Origin of the sequence: Streptomyces sp. NBC_01474 (assembly GCF_035918215.1) — a bacterium.
Taxonomy (GTDB): domain Bacteria; phylum Actinomycetota; class Actinomycetes; order Streptomycetales; family Streptomycetaceae; genus Streptomyces; species Streptomyces aureus.
This window is the reverse complement of sequence record NZ_CP109449.1, coordinates 5,221,767-5,242,899: the sequence shown is the minus strand read 5'-3', so window position 1 is coordinate 5,242,899 and position 21,133 is coordinate 5,221,767. Positions and strand designations below refer to the sequence as shown.

General features: G+C 72.1%; 13 protein-coding genes, 1 tRNA gene and 1 pseudogene. 9 read left to right on the top strand and 6 right to left on the bottom strand.

Translation table 11 applies throughout. From position 1 onward, the window contains the following. The first annotated feature begins 188 nt into the window (after positions 1 to 188). The 7 genes from tmk to OG758_RS24020 all read left to right on the top strand — a co-directional run bounded on the left by tmk (position 189) and on the right by OG758_RS24020 (position 9,519). Positions 189 to 3,455, top strand: a complete 3,267-nt coding sequence (gene tmk, locus OG758_RS24050) for a dTMP kinase (protein WP_326711869.1) — start codon at positions 189 to 191, stop codon at positions 3,453 to 3,455. A gap of 143 nt (positions 3,456 to 3,598) precedes the next feature. Beyond that, the gene (locus OG758_RS24045; RefSeq protein WP_326711868.1) at positions 3,599 to 4,804 is read left to right on the top strand and encodes a DNA polymerase III subunit delta'; all 1,206 of its coding nucleotides are present in this window, start codon (positions 3,599 to 3,601) and stop codon (positions 4,802 to 4,804) included. A 79-nt stretch (positions 4,805 to 4,883) separates the two neighbouring features. Then, positions 4,884 to 6,458 carry an alpha/beta hydrolase gene (locus tag OG758_RS24040; RefSeq protein ID WP_326711867.1) on the top strand — a complete coding sequence of 525 codons (1,575 nt, stop codon included), beginning with the start codon at positions 4,884 to 4,886 and terminating at the stop codon, positions 6,456 to 6,458. A gap of 129 nt (positions 6,459 to 6,587) precedes the next feature. Then, positions 6,588 to 6,661 (top strand) — tRNA-Thr (locus tag OG758_RS24035). Between the two features lie 259 nt (positions 6,662 to 6,920). Beyond that, positions 6,921 to 7,382, top strand: a complete 462-nt coding sequence (locus tag OG758_RS24030) for a carboxymuconolactone decarboxylase family protein (RefSeq protein WP_326711866.1) — start codon at positions 6,921 to 6,923, stop codon at positions 7,380 to 7,382. A gap of 316 nt (positions 7,383 to 7,698) precedes the next feature. Further along, entirely contained in the window at positions 7,699 to 8,205 is a 507-nt protein-coding gene (locus tag OG758_RS24025; RefSeq protein WP_326711865.1) for a SigE family RNA polymerase sigma factor, read from the top strand. A gap of 39 nt (positions 8,206 to 8,244) precedes the next feature. After that, positions 8,245 to 9,519 (top strand): hypothetical protein, encoded by a 1,275-nt coding sequence (locus tag OG758_RS24020; RefSeq protein WP_326711864.1) that lies wholly within the window; start codon positions 8,245 to 8,247, stop codon positions 9,517 to 9,519. 151 nt (positions 9,520 to 9,670) lie between these two features. On the opposite strand, the gene OG758_RS24015 is transcribed toward OG758_RS24020, so the two are convergent. The 6 genes and pseudogenes from OG758_RS24015 to OG758_RS23990 all read right to left on the bottom strand — a co-directional run. Then, positions 9,671 to 11,362, bottom strand: coding sequence for a bifunctional 3'-5' exonuclease/DNA polymerase (locus OG758_RS24015; protein WP_326711863.1), 1,692 nt, complete (start codon positions 11,360 to 11,362; stop codon positions 9,671 to 9,673). A gap of 82 nt (positions 11,363 to 11,444) precedes the next feature. Further along, entirely contained in the window at positions 11,445 to 12,284 is an 840-nt protein-coding gene (locus tag OG758_RS24010; RefSeq protein WP_326711862.1) for a nitrilase-related carbon-nitrogen hydrolase, read from the bottom strand. A 282-nt stretch (positions 12,285 to 12,566) separates the two neighbouring features. Further along, the gene (locus tag OG758_RS24005) at positions 12,567 to 13,493 is read right to left on the bottom strand and encodes an NADP-dependent oxidoreductase (RefSeq protein WP_326711861.1); all 927 of its coding nucleotides are present in this window, start codon (positions 13,491 to 13,493) and stop codon (positions 12,567 to 12,569) included. 201 nt (positions 13,494 to 13,694) lie between these two features. Further along, positions 13,695 to 15,923, bottom strand: a complete 2,229-nt coding sequence (locus OG758_RS24000; protein ID WP_326711860.1) for an ABC transporter permease — start codon at positions 15,921 to 15,923, stop codon at positions 13,695 to 13,697. After that, positions 15,917 to 16,798 (bottom strand): ABC transporter ATP-binding protein, encoded by an 882-nt coding sequence (locus OG758_RS23995; RefSeq protein ID WP_326711859.1) that lies wholly within the window; start codon positions 16,796 to 16,798, stop codon positions 15,917 to 15,919. Before OG758_RS23995 ends, OG758_RS24000 begins: the two co-directional genes overlap by 7 nt. A gap of 79 nt (positions 16,799 to 16,877) precedes the next feature. After that, a pseudogene (locus tag OG758_RS23990) lies at positions 16,878 to 17,378 on the bottom strand (IS200/IS605 family accessory protein TnpB-related protein); the annotation flags it as partial. A gap of 186 nt (positions 17,379 to 17,564) precedes the next feature. On the opposite strand from OG758_RS23990, the gene OG758_RS23985 reads away from it, so the two are divergent. Both OG758_RS23985 and OG758_RS23980 read left to right on the top strand, forming a co-directional pair. Next, complete coding sequence (locus tag OG758_RS23985; RefSeq protein WP_326711858.1) at positions 17,565 to 18,752, top strand: DUF2786 domain-containing protein; 1,188 nt, start codon at positions 17,565 to 17,567, stop codon at positions 18,750 to 18,752. 48 nt (positions 18,753 to 18,800) lie between these two features. Beyond that, positions 18,801 to 21,062, top strand: coding sequence for an FUSC family protein (locus OG758_RS23980; RefSeq protein ID WP_326711857.1), 2,262 nt, complete (start codon positions 18,801 to 18,803; stop codon positions 21,060 to 21,062). Positions 21,063 to 21,133 lie beyond the last annotated feature (71 nt).

Below are 21,133 nucleotides of genomic sequence, written 5' to 3'. Positions count from 1 at the left end.
CTCCTGTAGCCGTCCTCCTGTAGTCGTCCCCTACGGAGGTCCTTCGACGGGGGCCTTCTACGGAGGAGTAGGCACACGGGAGTGCGCACGCGCGCGTGAATGTCATACGGCCGCCGGGGCGAGTGCCCCGGCGGCCGTATGTTCGGGTGGACCTTCGGGGAGTCAGTGGGTCCGGATAGGCTGGACGAATGACGCGAGCCGAGCAGCCAACGGCCAAGATTCCGGCCCCCGACGACGCCCTGGTCGCAGATTCCCGGGAGCGCGCTGTCCGCGCCCTGCTGCGGGTGCCGCAGCTGAAACGACTGTGGAGCGCCCAACTCGTGGGCGGCATCGGTGACGCGCTCGGGCTTCTTGTGCTCGTGGTGCTGGCCCTTCAGGTAGCCGTCTCCGAGGGCTCGTTCGGGGGCGGGTACCGGGGCGTGGCCTTCGCCGTCGCCGCCGTGTTCGGCGCGCGCGTCCTGTCGACGCTGCTCTTCGGAGCCGTACTGCTCGGCCCGCTCACGTCGTTGACCTCCAAGGACGGACCCCTCGACCGGCGCTGGACGATGGTTGGCGCGGACGGCGTGCGGGCCGCGCTCCTCATCGTCGCGCCCCTGTGGATCGACTGGACCCCGGACAACGCGCTGGCGGTCCTGCTCGTCACCGCCTTCGTGGCCGGCGTCGCCGAGCGCTTCTGGACCGTGTCGCGCGAGAGCGCGGCGCCCGCGCTGCTGCCCGCGCCGCCCCTCGAAGGCGCGGCCGTACGCCCGCTGCCCGACCACATGGACGCGCTGCGGCGCCTCTCCCTGCGCACCGGTTTCGTGGCGCTGCCCCTCGCGGCCGCCGCGCTCGTCGTCGTCACTCTCGTGGGGAACCTGATCGGGGCCGGGGTCGACTGGTTCGGCCTGCACCAGGCCGCACTGGCCTCCTACGTAGCGGCCGGTCTGTTCGCCGCCTCGCTCTCCGTCGTCTTCTTCCTCGAACTTCCCGACACGCAGACCCCGCGCGCGCGGTCGCCGCTCGAGGGTTTGCGCCGCCCCAAGACCGGTAGCGGTGTCGACAAGGGACGCACGGGAGCCATTCCGCTCCTCGTCCTTGCCTGCGCCGCCGTCGCCGGGGCGATCTCGGCGGCCGTCGCCGTCTCCGTGCTGCACGCCAAGGACCTGTCCGGCGGCCCGGTGATGTTCGGGCTGCTCGTGCTCGGGCTCACGGGCGGCACGGTCGTCGGCATCCGCTCGGCTCCCTCCGTGCTGCCGTCGCTGTCGCGCCGCAGGCTCCTCGCGCTGGCGATCGCCCTGACCGGCATCGCCCTGCTCGCCGCCGGCCTGGTCCCCGACGTCACCAGCGTCCTGCTGATCGTCACCCTCGCCGGCGTCACCGCGGGCATCGCAGCCAACACCGGCCACACCCTCCTCGACCAGGAGTCCGAGGACTACCGGCGCGCCCGCACGACCGAGCACCTCCAAGCCGTCGTCCGCGTCTCCATCGCGGTCGCCGCCGTCGCCGCGCCCCTGCTGGCGGCCGCGATCGGCCCGCACCGGCTGGTCAACGGCAAGTTCGTGTTCGCGCACGGCGGCGCCGCCTTCACGCTGATGCTCGTCGGCGCCCTGCTGCTGCCCGTGGCCGCCCTCGTACTCGCCAAGGCCGACGACCGCAGCGGAGTGCCCCTGCGGCACGACCTGCGCGACGCGCTGCTGGGCGGGAACGATCCGGCGCAGGCCCCCGCCGCCACCGGCTTCTTCATCGCCCTGGAGGGCGGTGACGGCGCCGGGAAGTCGACCCAGGCCGAGGCGCTCGCCGAATGGATCCGCGGTAAGGGCCACGAGGTCGTCGTCACGCGTGAACCCGGCGCGACACCGGTCGGCAAGCGGCTGCGCTCGATCCTTCTCGACGTGTCGTCGGCCGGCCTCTCGCACCGCGCCGAGGCCCTCCTGTACGCCGCCGACCGCGCGGAGCACGTGGACACCGTCGTACGGCCCGCCCTCGAGCGCGGTGCCGTCGTCATCTCCGACCGCTACATCGACTCGTCCGTCGCCTACCAGGGCGCCGGCCGCGACCTGTCGCCGACCGAGGTCGCCCGCATCAACCGCTGGGCGACCGGCGGACTCGTACCGCATCTGACCGTCCTGCTCGACGTCGACCCGCAGGCGGCCCGCGAGCGGTTCACGGAGGCGCCCGACCGGCTCGAATCGGAGCCGGCCGAGTTCCACGCGCGCGTGCGCTCCGGTTTCCTCACGCTCGCCGCCGCCGACCCCGGCCGCTACCTCGTCGTCGACGCGGCCCAGGAGCCGGAAGCCGTCACGACCGTGGTCCGGCACCGGCTCGACATGGTGCTGCCGCTCTCCGACGCCGAGGTGAAGGCCCAGGAAGAGGCCCGTAAGGCCGCCGAGGAGGAGGCCCGCAGGAAGGCCGAGGCCGAGGCCGCCCGCAAGGCCGAGGAGGAGCGCGTCGAGCGCGAGCGGCTGGCACAGCTCGCCAAGCTGCGCGCCGAGGAGGAGGAGCGCAAGCAGCGCGAGCTGGAGGAGGCGCAGCGGCGCGAGGCCGAGCGCCAGGCCGAAGAGGCCCGCCAACGCGCCGAGGAGTCGCGTCGCCGTGCCGAGGAGGAGCGCGCCAGGCTCCTCGCCGAGGAACAGACCCGGGCCGTCGAGGAGGAGCGCCGCCGCCGTCAGGCGGAGGAAGAGGCGCGCCTGCGCGCGGAGGCCGAGGAACGACGCCTGGAGAAGCAACGCAAGGCGGAGGAGGCGCTGCTGCGGGCGGAGGAGGCCCGTCGGCTGGCGGCGGCGTCCGCGGCGGCTGCCTCTGCGGCGGCGGCTTCGGCCGCTTCCGAGTCAGCGGCGGCTTCTGCAGCCGGGGCCGGGGCCCGGTCCGAGGTCGCCGGCCGGCCATCGAGGGCCGACAACGAGACCACCGTTCCCACGCCCGTGGTGAATCCCACGGGTGGCGCGGCCGACGAAACGGCCGTGCTGCCGCCGGTCAGGGACGCAGGTGCGGGTTCCGGGGCTGGGACTGCCTCTGCCTCTGGTGCTGGTGCTGGGCGTGGTGCTTGGCAGGGTGGGGACAACGACGAGACCACTCAGCTGCCGATGCCGCCGAATCCCGCACAGCAGGCCGGGGCCGCCGACGAGACGGCGGTGCTGCCGCCGGTGCGTGATGATTCCGTCGGTAGCGGTGCTGGTGCTGGCGATGGCGGGCCGGTGGATCGGGTTCCGCCGGGGTACTTCCGTGATGAGCGCCGGACTTCGGCGCCGTCGGCCGGGGGTGCGGGTGCCGGTGCGGGTGCCGGTCATGGTTCGGATGACCGGACGCGTGAGTTGCCCCAGGTCGACGAGGAGGGCCGGCCCCGTCAGCGGCCGAGGCCCGACTGGGCGGAGGAGACTCCGCTGGACGACCTGCCGACGCTGGCGGACGAACTGCTCGGCGGGCACGACGGCGACGGCGACGAGGGCGCGGGCGGCAGGCCCCGGGGGCGGCGCTGAGCCGGCCGGGGCCGACGACCGAAATGCCGGCCCGACCGCTGGGTGGGTTGCCGGCTCGGTCGCCGGACGGCGTTGTCAGTGCCGTCCCGCACAATGAATCCGGTAGAGCGAAGTGCCGGAGTTCGACGGTGAGGCGGTAGTCCATGCCCGTATGGGACGACCTGGTGGGTCAGGAGCGCGTGGCCGCGCAGCTCGACGCCGCCGCGCGGGACGCCGACGCGCTCGTCACGGCCACGGCGACGAAGGCGCCGCTGCCCGAGGCCTCCAAGATGACGCACGCCTGGCTCTTCACCGGTCCGCCTGGCGCGGGGCGGGCGACGGCGGCGCGCGCGTTCGCCGCGGCGCTCCAGTGCGTCAGCCCGGACCGAGCGCTGGGCGGAGGCCCGGGCTGCGGATTCTGCGACGGTTGTCACACGAGCCTCGTCGGCACGCACGCCGACGTGGAGATCGTCCGTACGGATCTGCTCTCCATCGGTGTGAAGGAGACCCGCGAGCTCGTCCGCAGAGCACAGCTGTCGCCCGCCGTGGGCCGCTGGCAGGTCATCGTCCTGGAAGACGCTGACCGCCTCACGGAGGGCGCGGGGAACGTACTTCTGAAGGCTGTGGAGGAGCCCGCCCCGCGGACCGTCTGGCTGCTCTGCGCGCCCTCCCTCGAAGACGTGCTGCCCACGATCCGCTCCCGCTGCCGCCACCTGACGCTGCGTACACCCGCGGTCGAGGCGGTGGCCGACATGCTCGTACGACGCGACGGCATCGAGCCGGCCGTCGCCGCCGAAGCGGCCCGCGCCACGCAGGGCCACATCGACCGCGCGCGACGCCTAGCCACGGACCCGCGCGCGCGGGCGCGCAGAGCGGCGGTGCTGAAGCTGCCCCTGCGGGTCGACGACATCGGCGGGTGCCTCAAGGCCGCGCAGGAGCTGATCGACACCGCGGCGGAGGACACCAAGCAGCTCGCCGAGGAGGTCGACACCAAGGAGACCGAGGAGCTGAAGGCGGCGCTCGGCGGACAGAGCGGCAGCCGGATGCCGCGTGGCACGGCGGGCGCCATGAAGGAGCTGGAGGACCGTCAGAAGCGCCGCAGAACGCGTACGCAGCGAGACAGCCTCGACCTGGCCCTCACGGACCTCACGGGCTTCTACCGCGATGTTCTCGCCCTGCAGCTCGGCTCCCGCGTCGCCCTCGCGAACACCGACGCGCAGGACACCCTGGAGCGCCTCGCCCGCGCGGCCTCGCCCGAGGCCACGCTCCGCCGCATCGAGGCGATCGCCGAATGCCGTGACGCGCTCGACCGCAATGTGGCGCCGCTGCTCGCGGTGGAGGCGATGACGATGGCGCTGCGGTCGGGCTGAGACGCCCTTCGGGTAACTCGTACGGGGCGTGGTCGCCACACATCGCGACTGACCGAACGCGGACAGTTACGCTCGGGGGATGTACTTCAGGCGTCACCATTCCCCTGTCCGAGGCCTCCGGGCCTGTGGAGCCCTGCTCGCCGCCGCCGGGCTCCTCATGTCCGCCTGCTCACCAGGGAGTTTGGGAAGCACGCGGACGGCGGACGTCTCGCTGGCCGCGCTGCCCAAGGAGACCCCCGTCAACCTGGCGGCCTACTACGGGCAGTCGCTGAGCTGGCGCGAGTGCGGCGTTTCCGGCTTCGAATGCACCACGATGAAGGCGCCGCTGGACTATGCGGAGCCGGACGCCGGTGACATCAAGCTGGCCGTCGCTCGCAAGAAGGCCACCGGCCCGGGCAAGCGCCTCGGCTCGCTCCTGGTCAACCCCGGCGGACCCGGCGGCTCGGCGATCGGTTACCTCCAGTCGTACGCCGGCCTCGGCTACCCGGCGGCGGTCCGCGCCCGCTACGACATGGTCGCGGTCGACCCGCGCGGCGTCGCCCGCAGCGAGCCGGTCGAGTGCCTCAGCGGCAAGCAGATGGACGCGTACACGCAGACCGACGTCACGCCCGACGATCAGGCGGAGACGAACGAACTGTCGGCGGCCTTCAAGAAGTTCGCGGCCGGCTGCGAGGCGAAGTCCGGCGAGGTGCTGCCGCACGTCTCCACGGTCGAGGCGGCCCGCGACATGGACATCCTGCGCGCGGCGCTCGGCGACGACAAGCTGAACTATGTTGGGGCCTCGTACGGCACGTTCCTCGGGGCGACCTATGCGGGGCTCTATCCGGAGCGGGTCGGTCGCATGGTCCTGGACGGCGCGATGGACCCGTCTCTGTCGGCGCGAGAGATGAACCGCGAGCAGACGGCCGGCTTCGAGACGGCGTTCCAGTCGTTCGCGAAGGACTGCGTACGGCGCTCCGACTGCCCCCTGGGCACCGGGAGCGCCGCCGATGCGAGCAAGCGCCTCAAGTCCTTCTTCACCGAACTGGACCGCGCCCCCATCCCCACCGGTGACCCTTCGGGCCGCAAGCTCGGCGAGGCCCTCGCCACGACCGGCGTGATCGCGGCGATGTACGACCAGGGGGAGTGGGCGCAGCTGCGCTCCGCGCTCAGCTCGGCGATCAAGGACAGGGACGGCGCGGGCCTGCTAGCCCTCTCCGACAGCTATTACGAACGCGACGGCGGCGGCACGTACGCGAACCTGATGGCAGCCAACGCGGCCGTGAACTGCCTCGACCTGCCCCCGTCCTTCAAGAGCCCCGACGACGTGAAGGCGGCCCTGCCGTCCTTCGAGAAGGCGTCCCCGGTCTTCGGTGACGGTTTCGCGTGGGCGGCGCTGAACTGTACGTACTGGCCGGTGAAGGCGACCAGCGGGGCCCACCGCATCGAGGCGAAGGGTGCCGCCCCGATCGTCGTCGTCGGCACGACCCGCGACCCGGCCACCCCGTACCGCTGGGCGCAGGCCCTCGCCGGCCAGCTCGAATCCGGCACGCTCCTCACCTACGTGGGCGACGGCCACACCGCGTACGGCCGCGGCAGCGCCTGCATCGACTCCGCGATCAACACGTACCTCTTGGACGGCACCCCGCCCAAGGACGGAAAGCGCTGCTCATAAGGGGTGCGGGGGCACTTTTCGGCACCCCAGGACGTGCGTCCCGGAGCCTCCGCAGGGGGTGTGCGGAGCACCCCCGAAAACTGTGTAGACTTGGCGACGTTGCTGACCGCACCATGGTGCAGACGGCGCGCCGCCTTAGCTCAGATGGCCAGAGCAACGCACTCGTAATGCGTAGGTCTCGGGTTCGAATCCCGAAGGCGGCTCTGTAGAAGCCCCAGAACTCACTCGCCGTGATCTGGGGCTTTTGCTTGTTCTGGTGGCCCTCCGCGGGATGAAGATCGCGGAGGGCCTTCCGCATGGCATCGCCCGGTGCCTCGCGCAGGGCGGGGCGAGCCCCGGTTGCGTGTGGTGGCCTGGCTGCAGCCGACCGAAGGAATTTTCTTCGTTCCGGTCGTCACACTCCTGTGTCGGGATCCGTCAGTTCATCGAAGGCAGAGAGACAGAGCTGACGGAGGGAAAGACATGAGTGTCCAGGCGCGCATACAGAACCCGGCCCAGCTGATTCCCGGGGTTACGCAGCCCGTGCTGGCGCTTCTCAAGGCCACCCGCGAGGGCGGTGTGCCCGAGAGCACGCTCGAGCTGGTGCACCTGCGGGCCAGTCAGATCAACGGGTGCAGTTACTGCGTCGACGCCGGTGTGCGCAGTGCGCGAAAGGGCGGGGAGAGCGACGACCGGCTGTTCGCCGTCGCCGCTTGGCGTGAGGCGCCGTACTTCACCGACGTCGAGCGGGCCGCGCTGGCCCTTGCCGAGTCGGCGACCCGGCTCGCCGACTCCCCGGACCCGGTGCCGGACGCCGTCTGGGACGAGGCTGCCCGTCACTACGACGAGCGCGGGCTCGCGGCGCTGACGCTCATGATCGGCGTCACCAATCTCTTCAACCGGTTCAACGTGACCACGCGGCAGCCGGCGGGCGCGAGTTGGTAGAGCGGGCAGCCGCGCTCCGCCTTGGCACGCTTCGTCATTACGTGATTCCTGGCCCTATTGGATGAGTTCAGCTGTGAGTTCAGCTAAGTGGGCTCAGGGTTCGGTACGCGAGTTCTGACTCCATTGCACGGCCCGGCCCGGCCCGGTCCGGTCTGCTCGCCTCGGTTTGAAGTGGGTGGGCGGACCGGGCCGCGTCGTATCTTGCGGCGATCGTAGAGTGCGCGCCGCAGGCTCTCGAGGGATCGCGGTGTCGCGAAACATCCCGTCCGCCTCACCGCATCTAAAAGGTGTGGGGCGATGAGGGGGAGGGCGCCTGATGAGGCGGTCCAAGGAGAGCGGGTTCCGGGAGTTCGCGGAGGCCCGGACAGGACACCTGTTCCGTTCGGCATGCCTGTTGACCAGTGGCGACACGCACTTCGCCGAGGATCTGGTGCAGGAGACGCTGGGACGGATGTATGTGGTGTGGGGGCGGTCGTCACGGGTCGGGAACCCGGCGGCGTACGCCCAGACCGTGCTCATACGTGCCTTTCTCGCGCACCAGCGGCGGCGTTCCGCGCAGGAGCGGCCCAGCGACGAGCTTCCGGAGACCTCGGACATACCGCCGGGCGACGCCTCGCTGCGGATCACTCTTCTTGACGCGCTGCGGCAGCTGCCGCCGAAGGACCGGGCGGTAATCGTGCTGCGGTACTGGGAGGACCGATCCGTGATGGAGACCGCGGAGATTCTGAACGTCAGCTCGGCGGCGGTGCGTACGCGGAGCACGCGGGCTCTGGCCCGGCTGCGGGAACAACTGGGCGGCAGCGTGGCCGAGTTCGCCGCGTAATGAGCTTGACCCGATTCGGTGTGAGGAGTGGTGGTCGGCATGTCAGGAATAGACGAAGACCGTGACCAGGAAGCCTTCGTGGGTGGCCTCGGGGAGGCCCTGCGGATAACGGGTGAGACGTTCAGCGCCGCGGGTGGGCCGCTGGTCGACGGCGGCATGGCGCGCGGCCGACGCAGGCTGCGGCGTCGGCGGGCCGCGACGGTCACCGGGAGCTTCGCCGCGCTCGCCGCGGTCGGATTCGGCGCGTCATATGCAGCCGGGGCCTTCGGGGTCGAGGCCGGCCACGGCAGCCCGGTGGCCGCGCAGCCCGAGCCGGGGAGCACGACGCAGGGGAAGACGAGCACGCCGGGCGAGGGACCGCAGTTCTCGGCCAGCCATCTGATCAAGACCCTCGAAGGGCTGCTGCCCGACGGCAAGTTCAGCAGTGAGTCGGGCCGCGGTACGGAGGACGGGCTCGGGCCGCTCGCCTCGGTCGTCTTCGACGACGGCAAGGGCAAGGCGGCGATCGGCCTGAGTCTGGGCCGGGTCGACCCTGAGGGCACGGGGGTCGCGGAGCAGCTCGCCTGCCCCGCGAAGGTCTACACGCCGTACGACTCCTGCTCGAGCAAGACGTTGGCCGACGGCTCCCGGCTGCTGCTCCTGCAGGGCTACGAGTACCCGGACAAGCGCGCGGACACCAAGTGGTGGCACGCGTACGTGGTGACGCCGGAGGGCTACACCGTCGACGCCAGTGAATGGAACGCACCGGCGGAGAAAGGCGAACCCGTCTCCCGGGACGAACCACCGCTCAGCACCGGACAGTTGAAGGCCCTGGTGACCTCCAAGGAGTGGCGTCCGATACTCCGGGCTCTGCCGAAGCCGCAGGACGAGCCCGTGCAGCAGCCGGTCCCGCAGGCCGCCGGCGGCGACACCATCCTCAAGAACCTCACCTCGCTGCTGCCGAAGAGTGCCAAGGTGACGACCCGCCAGAGCGAAGACGGCTTCGCGTACGTCGTGGTGAACGACGGGAAGGGGGCGAGCCTCGTCCAGATCAATGCGCAGCCGAACATGTCGGATGTGGAGGGTGAGCTCTTCGGCTCCGACGCGCAGACCCTGCTCGACGGCACGAAGGTCGTCACGCATCAGGGGCCCGGCGAGAAGGGGGGCCAGGGCGTGGTGATGTGGACCGTGGACACGATCCGCAAGGACGGGTTCCGCGTGGTGATATCGGCGTTCAACTCGGGCGCGCAGAACACAGCCGCCACAAGGGCCACGCCCGCCCTGACCATGACACAACTCAAGGCGATAGCCACGAGTGGGAAGTGGCAGGGGTAGGGGTAGGGCGCCGGGGGAGACACTCTGGGCTCGGGGGCTCGGGGGCTCGGCTACCGGTGAGCTGGCTGTGCTGACCAAAGATCGGTGACCGGTGATCAGCGGTCATCGGCTGTGAGGTCAGGCGGGTCGTGAGTAGCTCTACGGACGGACGTCACTTCGCGTCGGCGTAGCACTTCACCACTGCGGTGGTGAAAGGGAAGTGGACCGGGGAGTCGCCGAACGTGAGCTGGCCGGCCAGCTCTGCGGCCTCGCGGATCGCCGCGGTCACTGCTTCCGCTTCCTCTTCCGGGCAGTGCACGATCACCTCGTCGTGCTGGAAGAAGACCAGTTCCGCCGCCATCCCGGTGCAGGACCGGCGCAGGGCGGCGAGCATCAGGTCGGCCCAGTCGGCGGCGCTGCCCTGGACGACGAAGTTGCGGGCGAAGCGGCCGCGGGCGCGGGAGTTCGAGGAGGCGTAGCCGGGGGTGAACTCGGTGCCTCCTGAGGCCTGTTCGGGTGTCGGGTCGTCCTGGGGGATGCCTGCTTCCTCCTGGTCGCCGGCGCCGACGACCGGTGGGCACGTGCGGCCGAGCCAGGTCCGTACGAGGCGGCCCTCCTCGCCCGCGCGGGCCGCGTCGTCGACGTAGGCGACGGCTTGCGGGAAGCGGCGGCGAAGGGCGGCGAGGTTCTTGAGGCCGTCACCTGAGGTCTGGCCGTACACCGCGCCGAGCACCGCCAGCTTTGCCTTGGCGCGGTCGCCGGAGAAGGCCCGGTCGGAGACGGACTGGTAGAGGTCGGTCTCCCGCCCGGCGACCTCCATCAGGCCGGGGTCGCGGGAGATGGCGGCCAGGACGCGGGGTTCCATCTGATCCGCGTCGGCCACGACGAGCCGCCAGCCCGGGTCGGCGACGACGGCACGCCGGATGACCTTGGGGATCTGGAGTGCGCCGCCGCCATTGGTGACCCAGCGTCCCGTGACGGTACCGCCGGGCAGGTATTCGGGCCGGAAACGGCCGTCGCGGACCCAGTCCTGGAGCCAGGACCAGCCGTGTGCGGTGTAGATCCGGTACAGCTTCTTGTACTCGATCAGGGGCCGCACCGCCGGATGGTCGATCGACTCGATCTCCCAGCGGCGCGTGGACGTGATCTTCACGCCGGCCTGGGCGAACGCCTTCACCACGTCGGCGGGCAGATCGGGGCGTACGCGGCGGCCGAAGGCCTCGGACACCTCGTCGGCCAGTTCGGCGAGGCGGCGCGGTTCGCCACCGCCCGCGTAGCGCTCGCCGAGCAGTTCGTGCAGTACGGAGCGGTGCACGTCAGCGCTCCAGGGGAGGCCCGCCGCGTTCATCTCGGCCGCTACGAGCATGGCGGCGGACTCGGCGGCGGTGAGCAGCCGCATCCGGCCCGGGTGGGAGGTGGCGTCATGGCGGCGTTGCTGATCGGCGTACACCTCTATGAGGTCTTCGAGGGGGACATGAACGGGTTGCGGTTCGAAGAGGGAGGACTGGGAGCCGGGGGTCGCGGCGCGTTGCGGGGGGTCCGGGGGGACGGCCGTCCCGCGGATTCTGGCCAGGGCGGCGGCCGCGGAGCGGGGTTCCCCGAAGTGGCCGGCGTGACCGAGGAGGAGGGTCTCGGCGTCCTCGATGTCGTAGCAGCGCGGCACGCGGACGCCCGCGGCGAGCAGGCTGGGGTAGACGGCCGCCGTCGAACGCCAGATCCAGCGCGTGACGTCAGGACGGGAGCGGACCGCTTCCGCGAGGCTGGGCTCCTGGCGGACCGGGGCGGCGGGTGTGCCGTCGGCACCGAGCGGCGCGAGCTGGGCTCCGCCGTCCTCGGTGGCCGCGATGGCCCACTTCTCGGTCATGCCGGTGAGTCTTACACCCGGCACTGACAGCGCCGGGGGCGCCGGGAGCCTGCCCGGGCGGGGGGCCGGGTCCGGGTGCGGGTCAGCTGTCGCCGCCCTCGTCGATCAGGCGGCGGACCTCCCGGTCGATCAGGCCGAGACGGGCCTCCGCGACCAGAGGGACGACTCTGCGTTGCCGACGGGCCTCGTGGAGGTCGATGTCGATCGTCACGAGGGCCGGTTCCCACTGGGGGGCCTGGGCCACGACCGTCCCGCGTGGGTCGACCACTCGGGAGCCACCCCAGAAGGAGGCGCCATGTTCGTTGCCGACGCGGTTCACGAAGACGACCCAGCACTGGAGCATCTTCGCGGTGTAGGCGAGGAGGGTGTCCCAGTACAGGCCCGTGTCCATGGCCTCCGGGTCGAGTGTCGCCGCGCTGTTCGCGGGGACGATGACGACCTCTGCGCCGTCCTGCACGGCGAGCCACGGCAGGACCGGCTGCCAGGCGTCGTTGCAGACGAGGGTCGCGGCGCGGCCGTGCCCGTGCGGCAGGTCGTACGCGCGCAGATGCTGGCCGGGGCTGACGTGCTTGCGTTCCTCCCAGGCCAGGTAGTTCGGCAGGTACAACTTGCGGTGGGAATGGAGGAGCTGACCATTCGTGTAGTAGGCGGAGGCGTTGTAGGCGCGCAGGCTGGTGTGTTCGTGCAGGCCGATCACGACGTCCGCGCCGAGCGTCGAGAGGGCGGCCAGTCGCGGGTCCGTCACGGGGAGGGAGGCGTCCTGGTGCAGGGCGCCGAGGTGATAGCCGTGCAGGCTCAGTTCGGGGAACACCACGAGGTCGGCGCCCTGGGCCGCCGCCTGCTCGGTCTGCTCCCGGGCGACGGCCAGATTCGCGTCCACATCGCCGAGCACACAGTCGGTCTGCGCAAGCGCCACTCTCATTCCCTGAGCGTCGCAGCGTACGGCGAAGTCGGCATCCGCAGGGGCGCGCGGCGGCCCGGTTGGCGGAGGCGGGGTCCCCGTGGGCGGCTGGAGTGGGTGCGCCGGCCTATCCCGGGGCAGCCGGGAGGCCTCACCCCATCAGGGCCACCAGTGTCACTGGGGCCACGAGTGTCACTGGGGCCGCCGGGACCTCTAGGGGCACCAGGACCACCGGGACCCCTGGGGGCACCAGGACCGCCGGGGTCGCCAGGACTATTTGGACCACCGGGATCACCAGTTGCGTCACCCCACCAGAAGCACCAGCTTGCCCCGCACGTGGCCCGACTCGCTCAGGGTCTGCGCCTTGGCCGCGTCGCGGAGGGGGAACGTGTGGGCGATCGAAATGTGGAGCTTGCCGTTCGCGGCGAGTGCGGCCTGGTGGGTGAGGCCCTCGCGGGCCTTGGCGCGGTCGCTGCCACCCGACGCGAAGGGCACGTTGTATCTGGCCGCGTCGGGGTCGGCGATGGTGACGATGCGGTCCGGCGTGCCGCCGCGCAGTTCGACCGAGGCCGCCAGCGCGCCCTTGCCCGCCGCGTCGAACACAGCGTCCACCCCCTGTGGGGCCACCGCGCGCACCCGCTCCACGAGCCCGCCCCCGTACGCGACAGGGACGGCGCCGATGGAGCGCAGGTACTCGTGGTTGGCGGGGGAGGCAGTGCCGATCACCGTCGCGCCGAGCGCCACGGCCAGTTGTACGCCCATGGAGCCGACCGCGCCCGCGGCGCCGTGGATCAGCAGCGTCTCGCCGCTGCGTACTCCGAGCAGGTCGAGTACGCGCTGGGCCGTCTCGCCGGCGATGGGGAGGGTCGCAGCCTCGGCGGGTTCGAGTCCGGTGGGCCTTGGGGCGACGGCGGAGGCCTGGGCCAGGGCATAGGCCGCGTAGGCGCCGGTCTCGGTCCAGCCGAGGACTTCGTCGCCGACGGAGAGGCCGGTGACGCCCTTGCCGACCTCGTCGATGGTCCCGGCGAACTCGTTGCCGGGTACGGCAGGCAGGGCGGTCGGGAAGACCTGCTCCATCCAACCGTTCCTGATCTTGTACTCGATGGGGTTGACCCCGACGGCAGCGACCTTCACCCGGACCTGGCCCGGACCCGCGTGCGGCTCCGCGACGTCGTCCTTGAAGCGCAGTACCTCAGGTCCGCCGAACTCCTCGAAAACGATGGCTTCCATGCGGGTGCCTGCCTCTCACTGTTTCGTCGAACCAGACGGGGGCTGGTCCTGCTGGTGTTCTCTGGAGTCCCTGGCGATCTCGTACGTTCTCCTGCGCTCGCCAGAGTTGCGTTCTCCAGAGTCGATCGTCACCGGGGGCGGGCCGCCCCGCCCTTCCAACAGTTCGACCTTCCCGCATCCCGCAGTCCCACCCAGGCCCTTTCACCACTCACCCACGCCATTCCGGTGCCCCCATCCCGCGCCCAGCACGCCCGTCCCCACAGCGACCATCGCGCACACGCCCACGGCCGAACTGACGACACCCCACGGCATTACGACCCCAGCCTCAAGCCCCGCCTCCGCACCGGACTCCGGCGAGAGAAGGCCGAGCGCGGCCGCGAGTCCGCCCAGGTTGAGCGCGGTGACGGCCAGTCCGAGGGCCGTGCCGGCCGCGACCGCGACCAGTGCCTCGCCGGCGAGCATCAACCTGACCTGCGCCCGGGTGGCCCCCGCCCGGCGCAGGGCGCGCAGTTCCCCGTCCCGTACGGACGCGGCCATCAACTGCGTTCCGGCGAGCGAGATCGCCGCATAGGTCAGGGCGATGCCCAGGAGCAGCAACATTCCTTGCCGGGTCTGGGGTTTGACCCTGGGGTGGGTGGCGTCGAGCCAGGTGGCTGCGGTGCGTACACGCACGTCGTGGCCGGACGTGGCCGCTCGCAGCGCGTCCGTCGCCGCCGCGGGTGAGGCGCCCGGCGTCAGGCGTACGTCGATCCGGTCGACCGGCGCCGCGCCGGCGTTGGCCATGGTGACGTACGCGCCGTTGTCGCCGGTGCCGTGCGCCAGGACGGCGGCGACCCGGAGTGTGGTGCGGCGGCCGTCACCGAGCCAGACGGTCAGGCGGTCGCCGACGCGGTGGTGTTCCCACTCCTCGTTGACGACGATGGAGCGGTCGTCGAGGTGGCGTATGTCGCCGGAGACGACGGGGAGCCGGCTGGTCGCGGCGAGGGCCGCGGGGTCGCTCACGGCTCGCGCCTCTGAGCGGAGGAGGGCGGTGCCCTCCTCCCGTACGAAGACCGCGGTGGAGGTGGACGGGGACAGGGCCGCCACACCCGGCACCGGCCGCCGTGCAAGGCTCAAATCATCACCCGTGGCCATGAGTTGGGAGTTCGTCTGCTCGCTCGCCTCCTGTGCCTTCGCCGCGCTCACCGACTCCGCCGAGCCCATCAGGGATCCCGCGAGCGCCACTGTCACCAGTACGGGTGCGGCGACCGCGGCGGTGCGGCGGACGGAGGCGGCGGCGTTCTCGCGGACGAGGAGACCGACGGCTCCAGGCAGCCGGATCATCCGCAGCACCGGGCGGACGAGGAGCGGGGCGAGTGCGGCCGCCGCCGTGATGAGGATCATCGGCTGGGTGGTGTACGTCTTGCGCTTCAGGAGCGCCGACGGGTCGGTCCAGAGGGTGTGGACCGTCAGGCCGAGTCCCAGGGCGAGGAGCGCCGCGCCGACGATCCGGCGGCTCCACGGCATGACGTCCGTGTCCACGTCGGCGTCCCTCAGTGCTTCCACCGGGCCGATGCGTCCGGCGCGTCGCGACGCGGCCCATGCTCCCGCGACCGCCACGAACAGGCCGGTCCAGAAAGCGAGTTGGAACGGCCATGAGGTCCAGGAGGTCCACGAGGTCGACTGTGTCGTACCAGTGCCGCTCACCGTGAACCACGGGGGCGCGATGCCGTTGTCGATCAGCGCGCGGGCGAGCAGTGGTGCGCCCCAGGAGCCGAGGGCGCAGCCCGTGGCGCTCGCCGCGACGCCCACCGCGAGGGCCTCGGTGAAGAGCTGACGCCGTACGCGTCCCGGAGTGGCGCCCGCGAGCCGCAGCAGCCCGAACTCCCGCCTGCGCAGGGCGACCACGAACGCGAATGTCGACGCCGTGACGAAGACGGCGACGAACGCGGAGACTCCGCCGGCCGTGCCCAGCATCGCCCGCACCGCGACGACCGCCTGGGCGTCGCGCTCTGCGCCCGGGTCGGCCAGGCGCCGTGCCGCGCCGGTCAGGACCTGCGCCCGGTCGCCGACCACCCCGCGTACGGCGGCGGCCGAGGCGTCGACGCCGACCGCGTCCGGCGCGAGATGATCACGGTGGACGGTGCCCAGCTCGGCGAGCTCGCGCAGCAGTTCTTTGTCCACAGGCTGTGGATGAGGAATCGTCTTCGAATCGAGGGCGCTGTGCGGGCCACGGTCGACCTCAACGGTCAGGGTGTCGTGTGGCATGACCACGACGGGTTGTGCGGCGAACCGCTGAGGCTTGCCCGCAGGCGGATCGGCGGCCGCCGCGAGCCCCAGCCCCATGCTCGCGACCAGGGCCACCCCGAGCGCGACGGCGACGAACGCTCCCGCGAAGAGGTGCCGGCGTGTCCGCAGGTTCGCCCAGGCGGAGGCGAGTGTGGTCAGCATGCGTCGACCCCCTTGCCGGGTGCGTTGCCGCCGGACAGGGAGCGAGCAGCGGCGGACATGTCACCCGCACCCGCACCAGTGCTCGTGCCCGCACCCGCGCTCGTACCTGCACCCGCGCTCGTACCCGCACCCGTTTCCGAACCCCTGGAGCCCCCCGAACCCCCCTCAAGCCCCGTCATCCGCGCCGCGACCGTCTCCGCGTCCGGTGTCAGGAGCTCGTCCACGACCCTCCCGTCGACCAGGAACACCACCCGGTCCGCGCGAGCCGCGGCTACCGGGTCGTGCGTCACCATCACTGTCGTCTGGCCCTCCCGGTCAACCAACTCTCTTAGCAGAGTGAGGACTTGACGGCCGGTCGTCGTGTCGAGGGCGCCCGTCGGCTCGTCGCCGAAGAGGACGGCCGGCCGGGTGATCAGGGCACGGGCCAGGGCCACCCGCTGCTGCTGGCCGCCGGAGAGCTGCGAAGGGCGATGCCCCGCGCGCTCGGCGAGACCCACGCGGCCCAGCGCCTCGCGCACCTCCGCGCGCGAGGGGCGTCGACCGGCGAGCCGCAGGGGGAGTGCCACGTTCTGCGCGGCAGTGAGCGACGGCAGCAGGTTGAAGGACTGGAACACGAAACCGATCCGGTCCCGGCGCAGGAGTGTGAGCGCCCGTTCGCCGAGTCCGGTGAGGTCGGTCCCGGCGACGGTGACGGTGCCCGACGTCGGACGGTCCAGGCCCGCGGCGCACTGGAGCAGCGTCGACTTCCCGGACCCGGAGGGCCCCATCACGGCGGTGAAGGTCCCGGCGAGGAAGTCGAGGTCGACCCCGTCGAGAGCGGTGACGCCGCGGTACTCGCGACGTATGGCGGTGAGCCGCACAGCAGGTGTGGTCATGCCTCAACCCAACCGCCGCGGCGCCCCGCGAACACGACCACTGGGGGGCGTCCTGGGGGTATGGCCAGCCCTACCGTTCCTAGAGACTGAGCGGCAGTGAGTCCTGTTGCCAGGGCCCGTGCTCGGCCGAACGCCCCGAACGGTGTTGGGCGTTCTGGTCCCCCGCGTTCGTTCCGCATCCGGGCCAGGCGGATCGTGTCCGTGGTCCGGGAATGCGGGGGCGGGTTCCCTCACGCCCGGGGATGCCCGGTCGGGCCTGAACGGTCCGATGCCCTGCACGATCACTCTGGTCGTGCAGGGGCGGTGTCGCCCGTCGCCGGATCGGATATCCCTGGGCGCGTCGTCCGATCGCCACGGCGGCAGCGTCGTGGCGAGTGGTCTTGCGGTTCTTCGCGGTGAGGGGTTTTCGCCAGTGCTGTGCGCCCCAGCGGCTGGTGTAGGCCGGATCCACGGCGGTGATCGCGATGCCGGTGTGGTCGGCCATGGAGGTGAGGCGGGCACGGAGTCTGCCGGTGGGCATGCCGGAGATAAGCTGCCTAAAGCGCTTCTTCCCGCCGTGTTTCTCGCGGGTCTTTCTCGCGGTCGGCGCACTCCATGCGAAACACGCCAACGGCACTCGCTCCCGCTCACCAGCGCACCCTTAAGTGCCTTGCAGAGGCAGCAACTCCAAACCCCGTATCCGCCTGAGACCATGAAGGAGAAGACACGGCAGACCGCACGGCAGACCTCGCGGCAGACCGGACAGGCAAGGAGGCGGAGCCCCCGTATGACGGAACGTACGACGCGGACCACGGTCGAGCAGGCCTTCGGCGCCGCCCTGTACGGGGAGGGTGCGGAGGCCGGGCTCGACACGGGCGCGTCCCTGCTCGCCGCCGACCCGTCCGCCGACACGCAACTTGCCCTGCGTGGGCAGGAGTTCGTACGCCGGGCCTGGGAGCGCGGCTGGCAGCCGGCCGACGTCATGCGCATCGTCGTACGCGACCTCGAAGAGGCCCCGCACGGACACATCGCGGCCCGCATGATCCGAGCCGAGACCGCGCGTTACGAGTACCTGCCCCCGCGCTGGGACGCACAGCTCGCCGACCTGCCGCAGGACACGAGTGCTGGTGGGGTTCCGCGTCTGGACCGCTTCTCGTACGCCACCGCCGTCCTGGAGCTGTACCGCCTGCTCCTGCGGCTCCCGCCGATCGAGGCCGTGGGGCCCGTGCCGGGAGAGTCCGTGGCGAGGCCCGTCGCGGGGGAGCCGCGCGAGCTCGCCCGGATCCGCGCGCTGCTCGCCAAGGCCGAGGCGACCGCCTACCCGCCGGAGGCCGAGGCGCTGGCGGCGAAGGCGCAGGAGCTGATGACCAGGCACAGTGTCGACGCGGCGCTTCTCGCGGCCCGTACGCACGCGAAGGACACGCCCGTCGCGTGCCGGATCGGCGTGGACGCCCCGTACGAGACGGCGAAGGCGGCCCTCCTGGACGCGGTCGCGTCGGCGAACCGCTGCCGCGCGGTGTGGAACAGCGGTTTCGGCTTCTCCACGGTCGTCGGCTTCGAGTCCGACCTGGAGGCGGTGGAGCTGCTCCATACGTCGCTGCTGGTGCAGGGCACGGCGGCGATGACGCGGGCCGAGGCCGAGCAGCGCGCCGGGGGCCGTAAGCGGACCAAGACGTTCAGGCAGGCCTTCCTCGCCGCGTACGCGCACCGCATAGGCGACCGGCTCGCGGCGGTGGCGGAGGAGGTGACCGGCCGGAGCCAGGAGGGCGGGCTGCTGCCGGTCCTGGCGGCGCGCGATGTCGCGGTGGCCGGCCGGACCGACGACATGTTCCCGCAGACCGTGACGACCCGGGTCCGGGGCGTCAGCGACGGCGCCGGCTGGGCGGAGGGCGTGGCGGCCGCCGACCGCGCCCGCGTCTCGGACCGCGCCCGCTCCCCCGGCCGTGCCGAGGTGCGCGGCGGCACGCCCCGCTGAACCGAACCATCCCGACCTATATGTTCGACTCGCCCGTATTCTGACGGAGTGAGCTGGTTCCGGGCGCTGAAGGACACCACCCGCTCGGGCCTGAGTGTCGAGCGGAAACGCCTGGAACCCCTGGTCGCGCTGCGTGGCGCCGCCGGTCTGGCCATCGTGATCACGGTCAGCCTCACGTTCTTCGGCCCGGCGGTCGCGGCGAGCTCCGCGTTCGGTGCGTTCCAGGCGGCGATCGCCACGTTCCAGCGCAGCTGGCGCCCCCGCCCCGAGCTGGCCGTGGCATCCGGAGCGAGCCTCGGCGTCTCGACGTTCCTCGGCTATCTCACCGGCGGCCGCCTCGTCCTGTTCCTCGCGCTCCTGGTCCTGTGGACGTTCCTGGCGGGCCTGTCCTGGGCGGCAGGCCCGACGATCGGGATCATCGCGTCGTCGAACGTCGCGATGATGCTGGTCACGATCACCCTGCCGACGTCGGTCGCGGCCGCCGCCGGGCACGCCGCGATGATGGTCTTCGGTGGTCTCGTCCAGGCCGCCCTCGTGATCCTCTTCCCGGTACGCAGATGGGGCGCGCACCGCGACGCCCTGGCCGACGCGCTCGCCGCGGAGGCCGACTACGCGCGCCGGCTGCGCCACGACCCGGTCGCCCCGTTCGACGGCGAACCGCTGATGCTGGCGCGCAACGCCGCCGCGCTCACCCCGCGCCAGGCCCGCACCCGCCCGGCCCAGCTGCGCGGCGCCCGCGGCATCGCCGAACGCATCCGCCCGGTCCTCGCTTCGCTCGCGGACCCGGCGGTCGGCGTCCCGGACGAGGGGCCCGAACGCGAGCGCGTCCTGGAACTCCTGGGCGCGGCGGGCTCGATCCTGGACGCGGCGGCGCGCGCGATCCGCCACGGCGCGCCGGTCAAGGTGCCCCCGGCGGCGGTCGCCACGTTCAAGACCCCCGACACGGGGGCGATCCTCTCCGGCCCGGCGAAGCGAGCGGCGGCGCGCCTCGGCTCGCTCCTGACGGACGTACTGGAGACCGCGGGCGCGCGGACGGACACCCAGCACCCCGAGCCCCGCAACGAGAACGCCCAGCTCAGCCGCCCCACCCTCGTCCGGCTGCTGCCCATCGCGGCGGGAGCGATGCGCAGGGAGCTGTACCGCGGGTCGCCGATTCTCAGGCACGCCATCCGGGTGTCGGCCGTCGCGGCGGTCGGCTACCTCATCGGCACCGCCCTCCCCTTCGGCCACGGTTACTGGGCGCCGATGGCCGCCGTCATGGTCATGCGCCCCGACTTCTCGCAGACGTACTCGCGCGCGGTGGCCCGTTTCGGCGGCACGCTCATCGGAGTCGCCCTCGCCACCGGGCTCGTCCAGCTCGCCCACCCGGACACCAGGCTCTCCGCGACGCTCGCCGTGACCTGCGCGGGCCTGATGTACCTCGTGATGCGTACGGGCCAGCTCGCCGCGCAGGCCTGCATCGCCGCGTACGTCGTGTTCCTGCTCGGCATGGGCGGCGAGGCGTGGGACCAGACGGTCCCCGAGCGGGTCGTGCTCACGCTCGTCGGCGGCCTCCTCGCGATGCTGGCGTACGCGGTGTACCCGGCCTGGGAGACGCCCCGACTGCGCACGCGGCTCGCGGACTGGCTGCTCGCCCTCGGCCGGTACGGCGCCGCGGTGATCGGCCGCTACGCGGATCCCGGCGGCGGGAACCTGCCCGATGTGCGCGAGGCCCTGCTCGCCGCTCGCACGGCCGAACTCGCCTGGCAGGAGGCCGCGTCCAGGGCGCGGACCGAACCGGTGCGCCACCGCGGCCTCTCCCGCGCCGCGGCCGACGACGCCGAACACGCCCTGCGGCACATCGGCCGGGTCGAGATGCTGATGGAGGCGCATCTCCCCGAACGTGACGCGACCCCGGTCCCGGCGGCCGCCCGCCTCGCGAAGGCACTGCGCACCGCCACAGAGGACGGCGCGCGTGCGGTGCGCGAACGCCGGGTGCCGCGCTGGCAGGCGGTACGGGACGCTCTCGCGGACTGGGACGGCGAGGGCGTACCGGACCGGGTCGTACGCCGAGGCGCGGGCCTGCTCCTGGAGGCCCTGGAGGATCTCTCGGACGCACTCGACACCGACGTACCCCCGATCACCCTGAAACCCGACGACCCGCACACGCCCGACGACCCGAAGCCGGATGACCGGAGACCAGACGACCCGAAGCCCGGTGCCCCGAAGCCCGGCACCTCGAAGTCCGGCGCACAGAAACCCGACGACCGGAAACCCGGCGCCCCGAAACCCGAAGGGTCGCCCGGTCCGGAGGATCGAGCGGCCCAATAACGGCGAAGCAGCGACGAAGAAACCGCCCGAGCCGCCCGAGCCGCCCGAGCCGCCCGAGTCGGCCGAGCCGC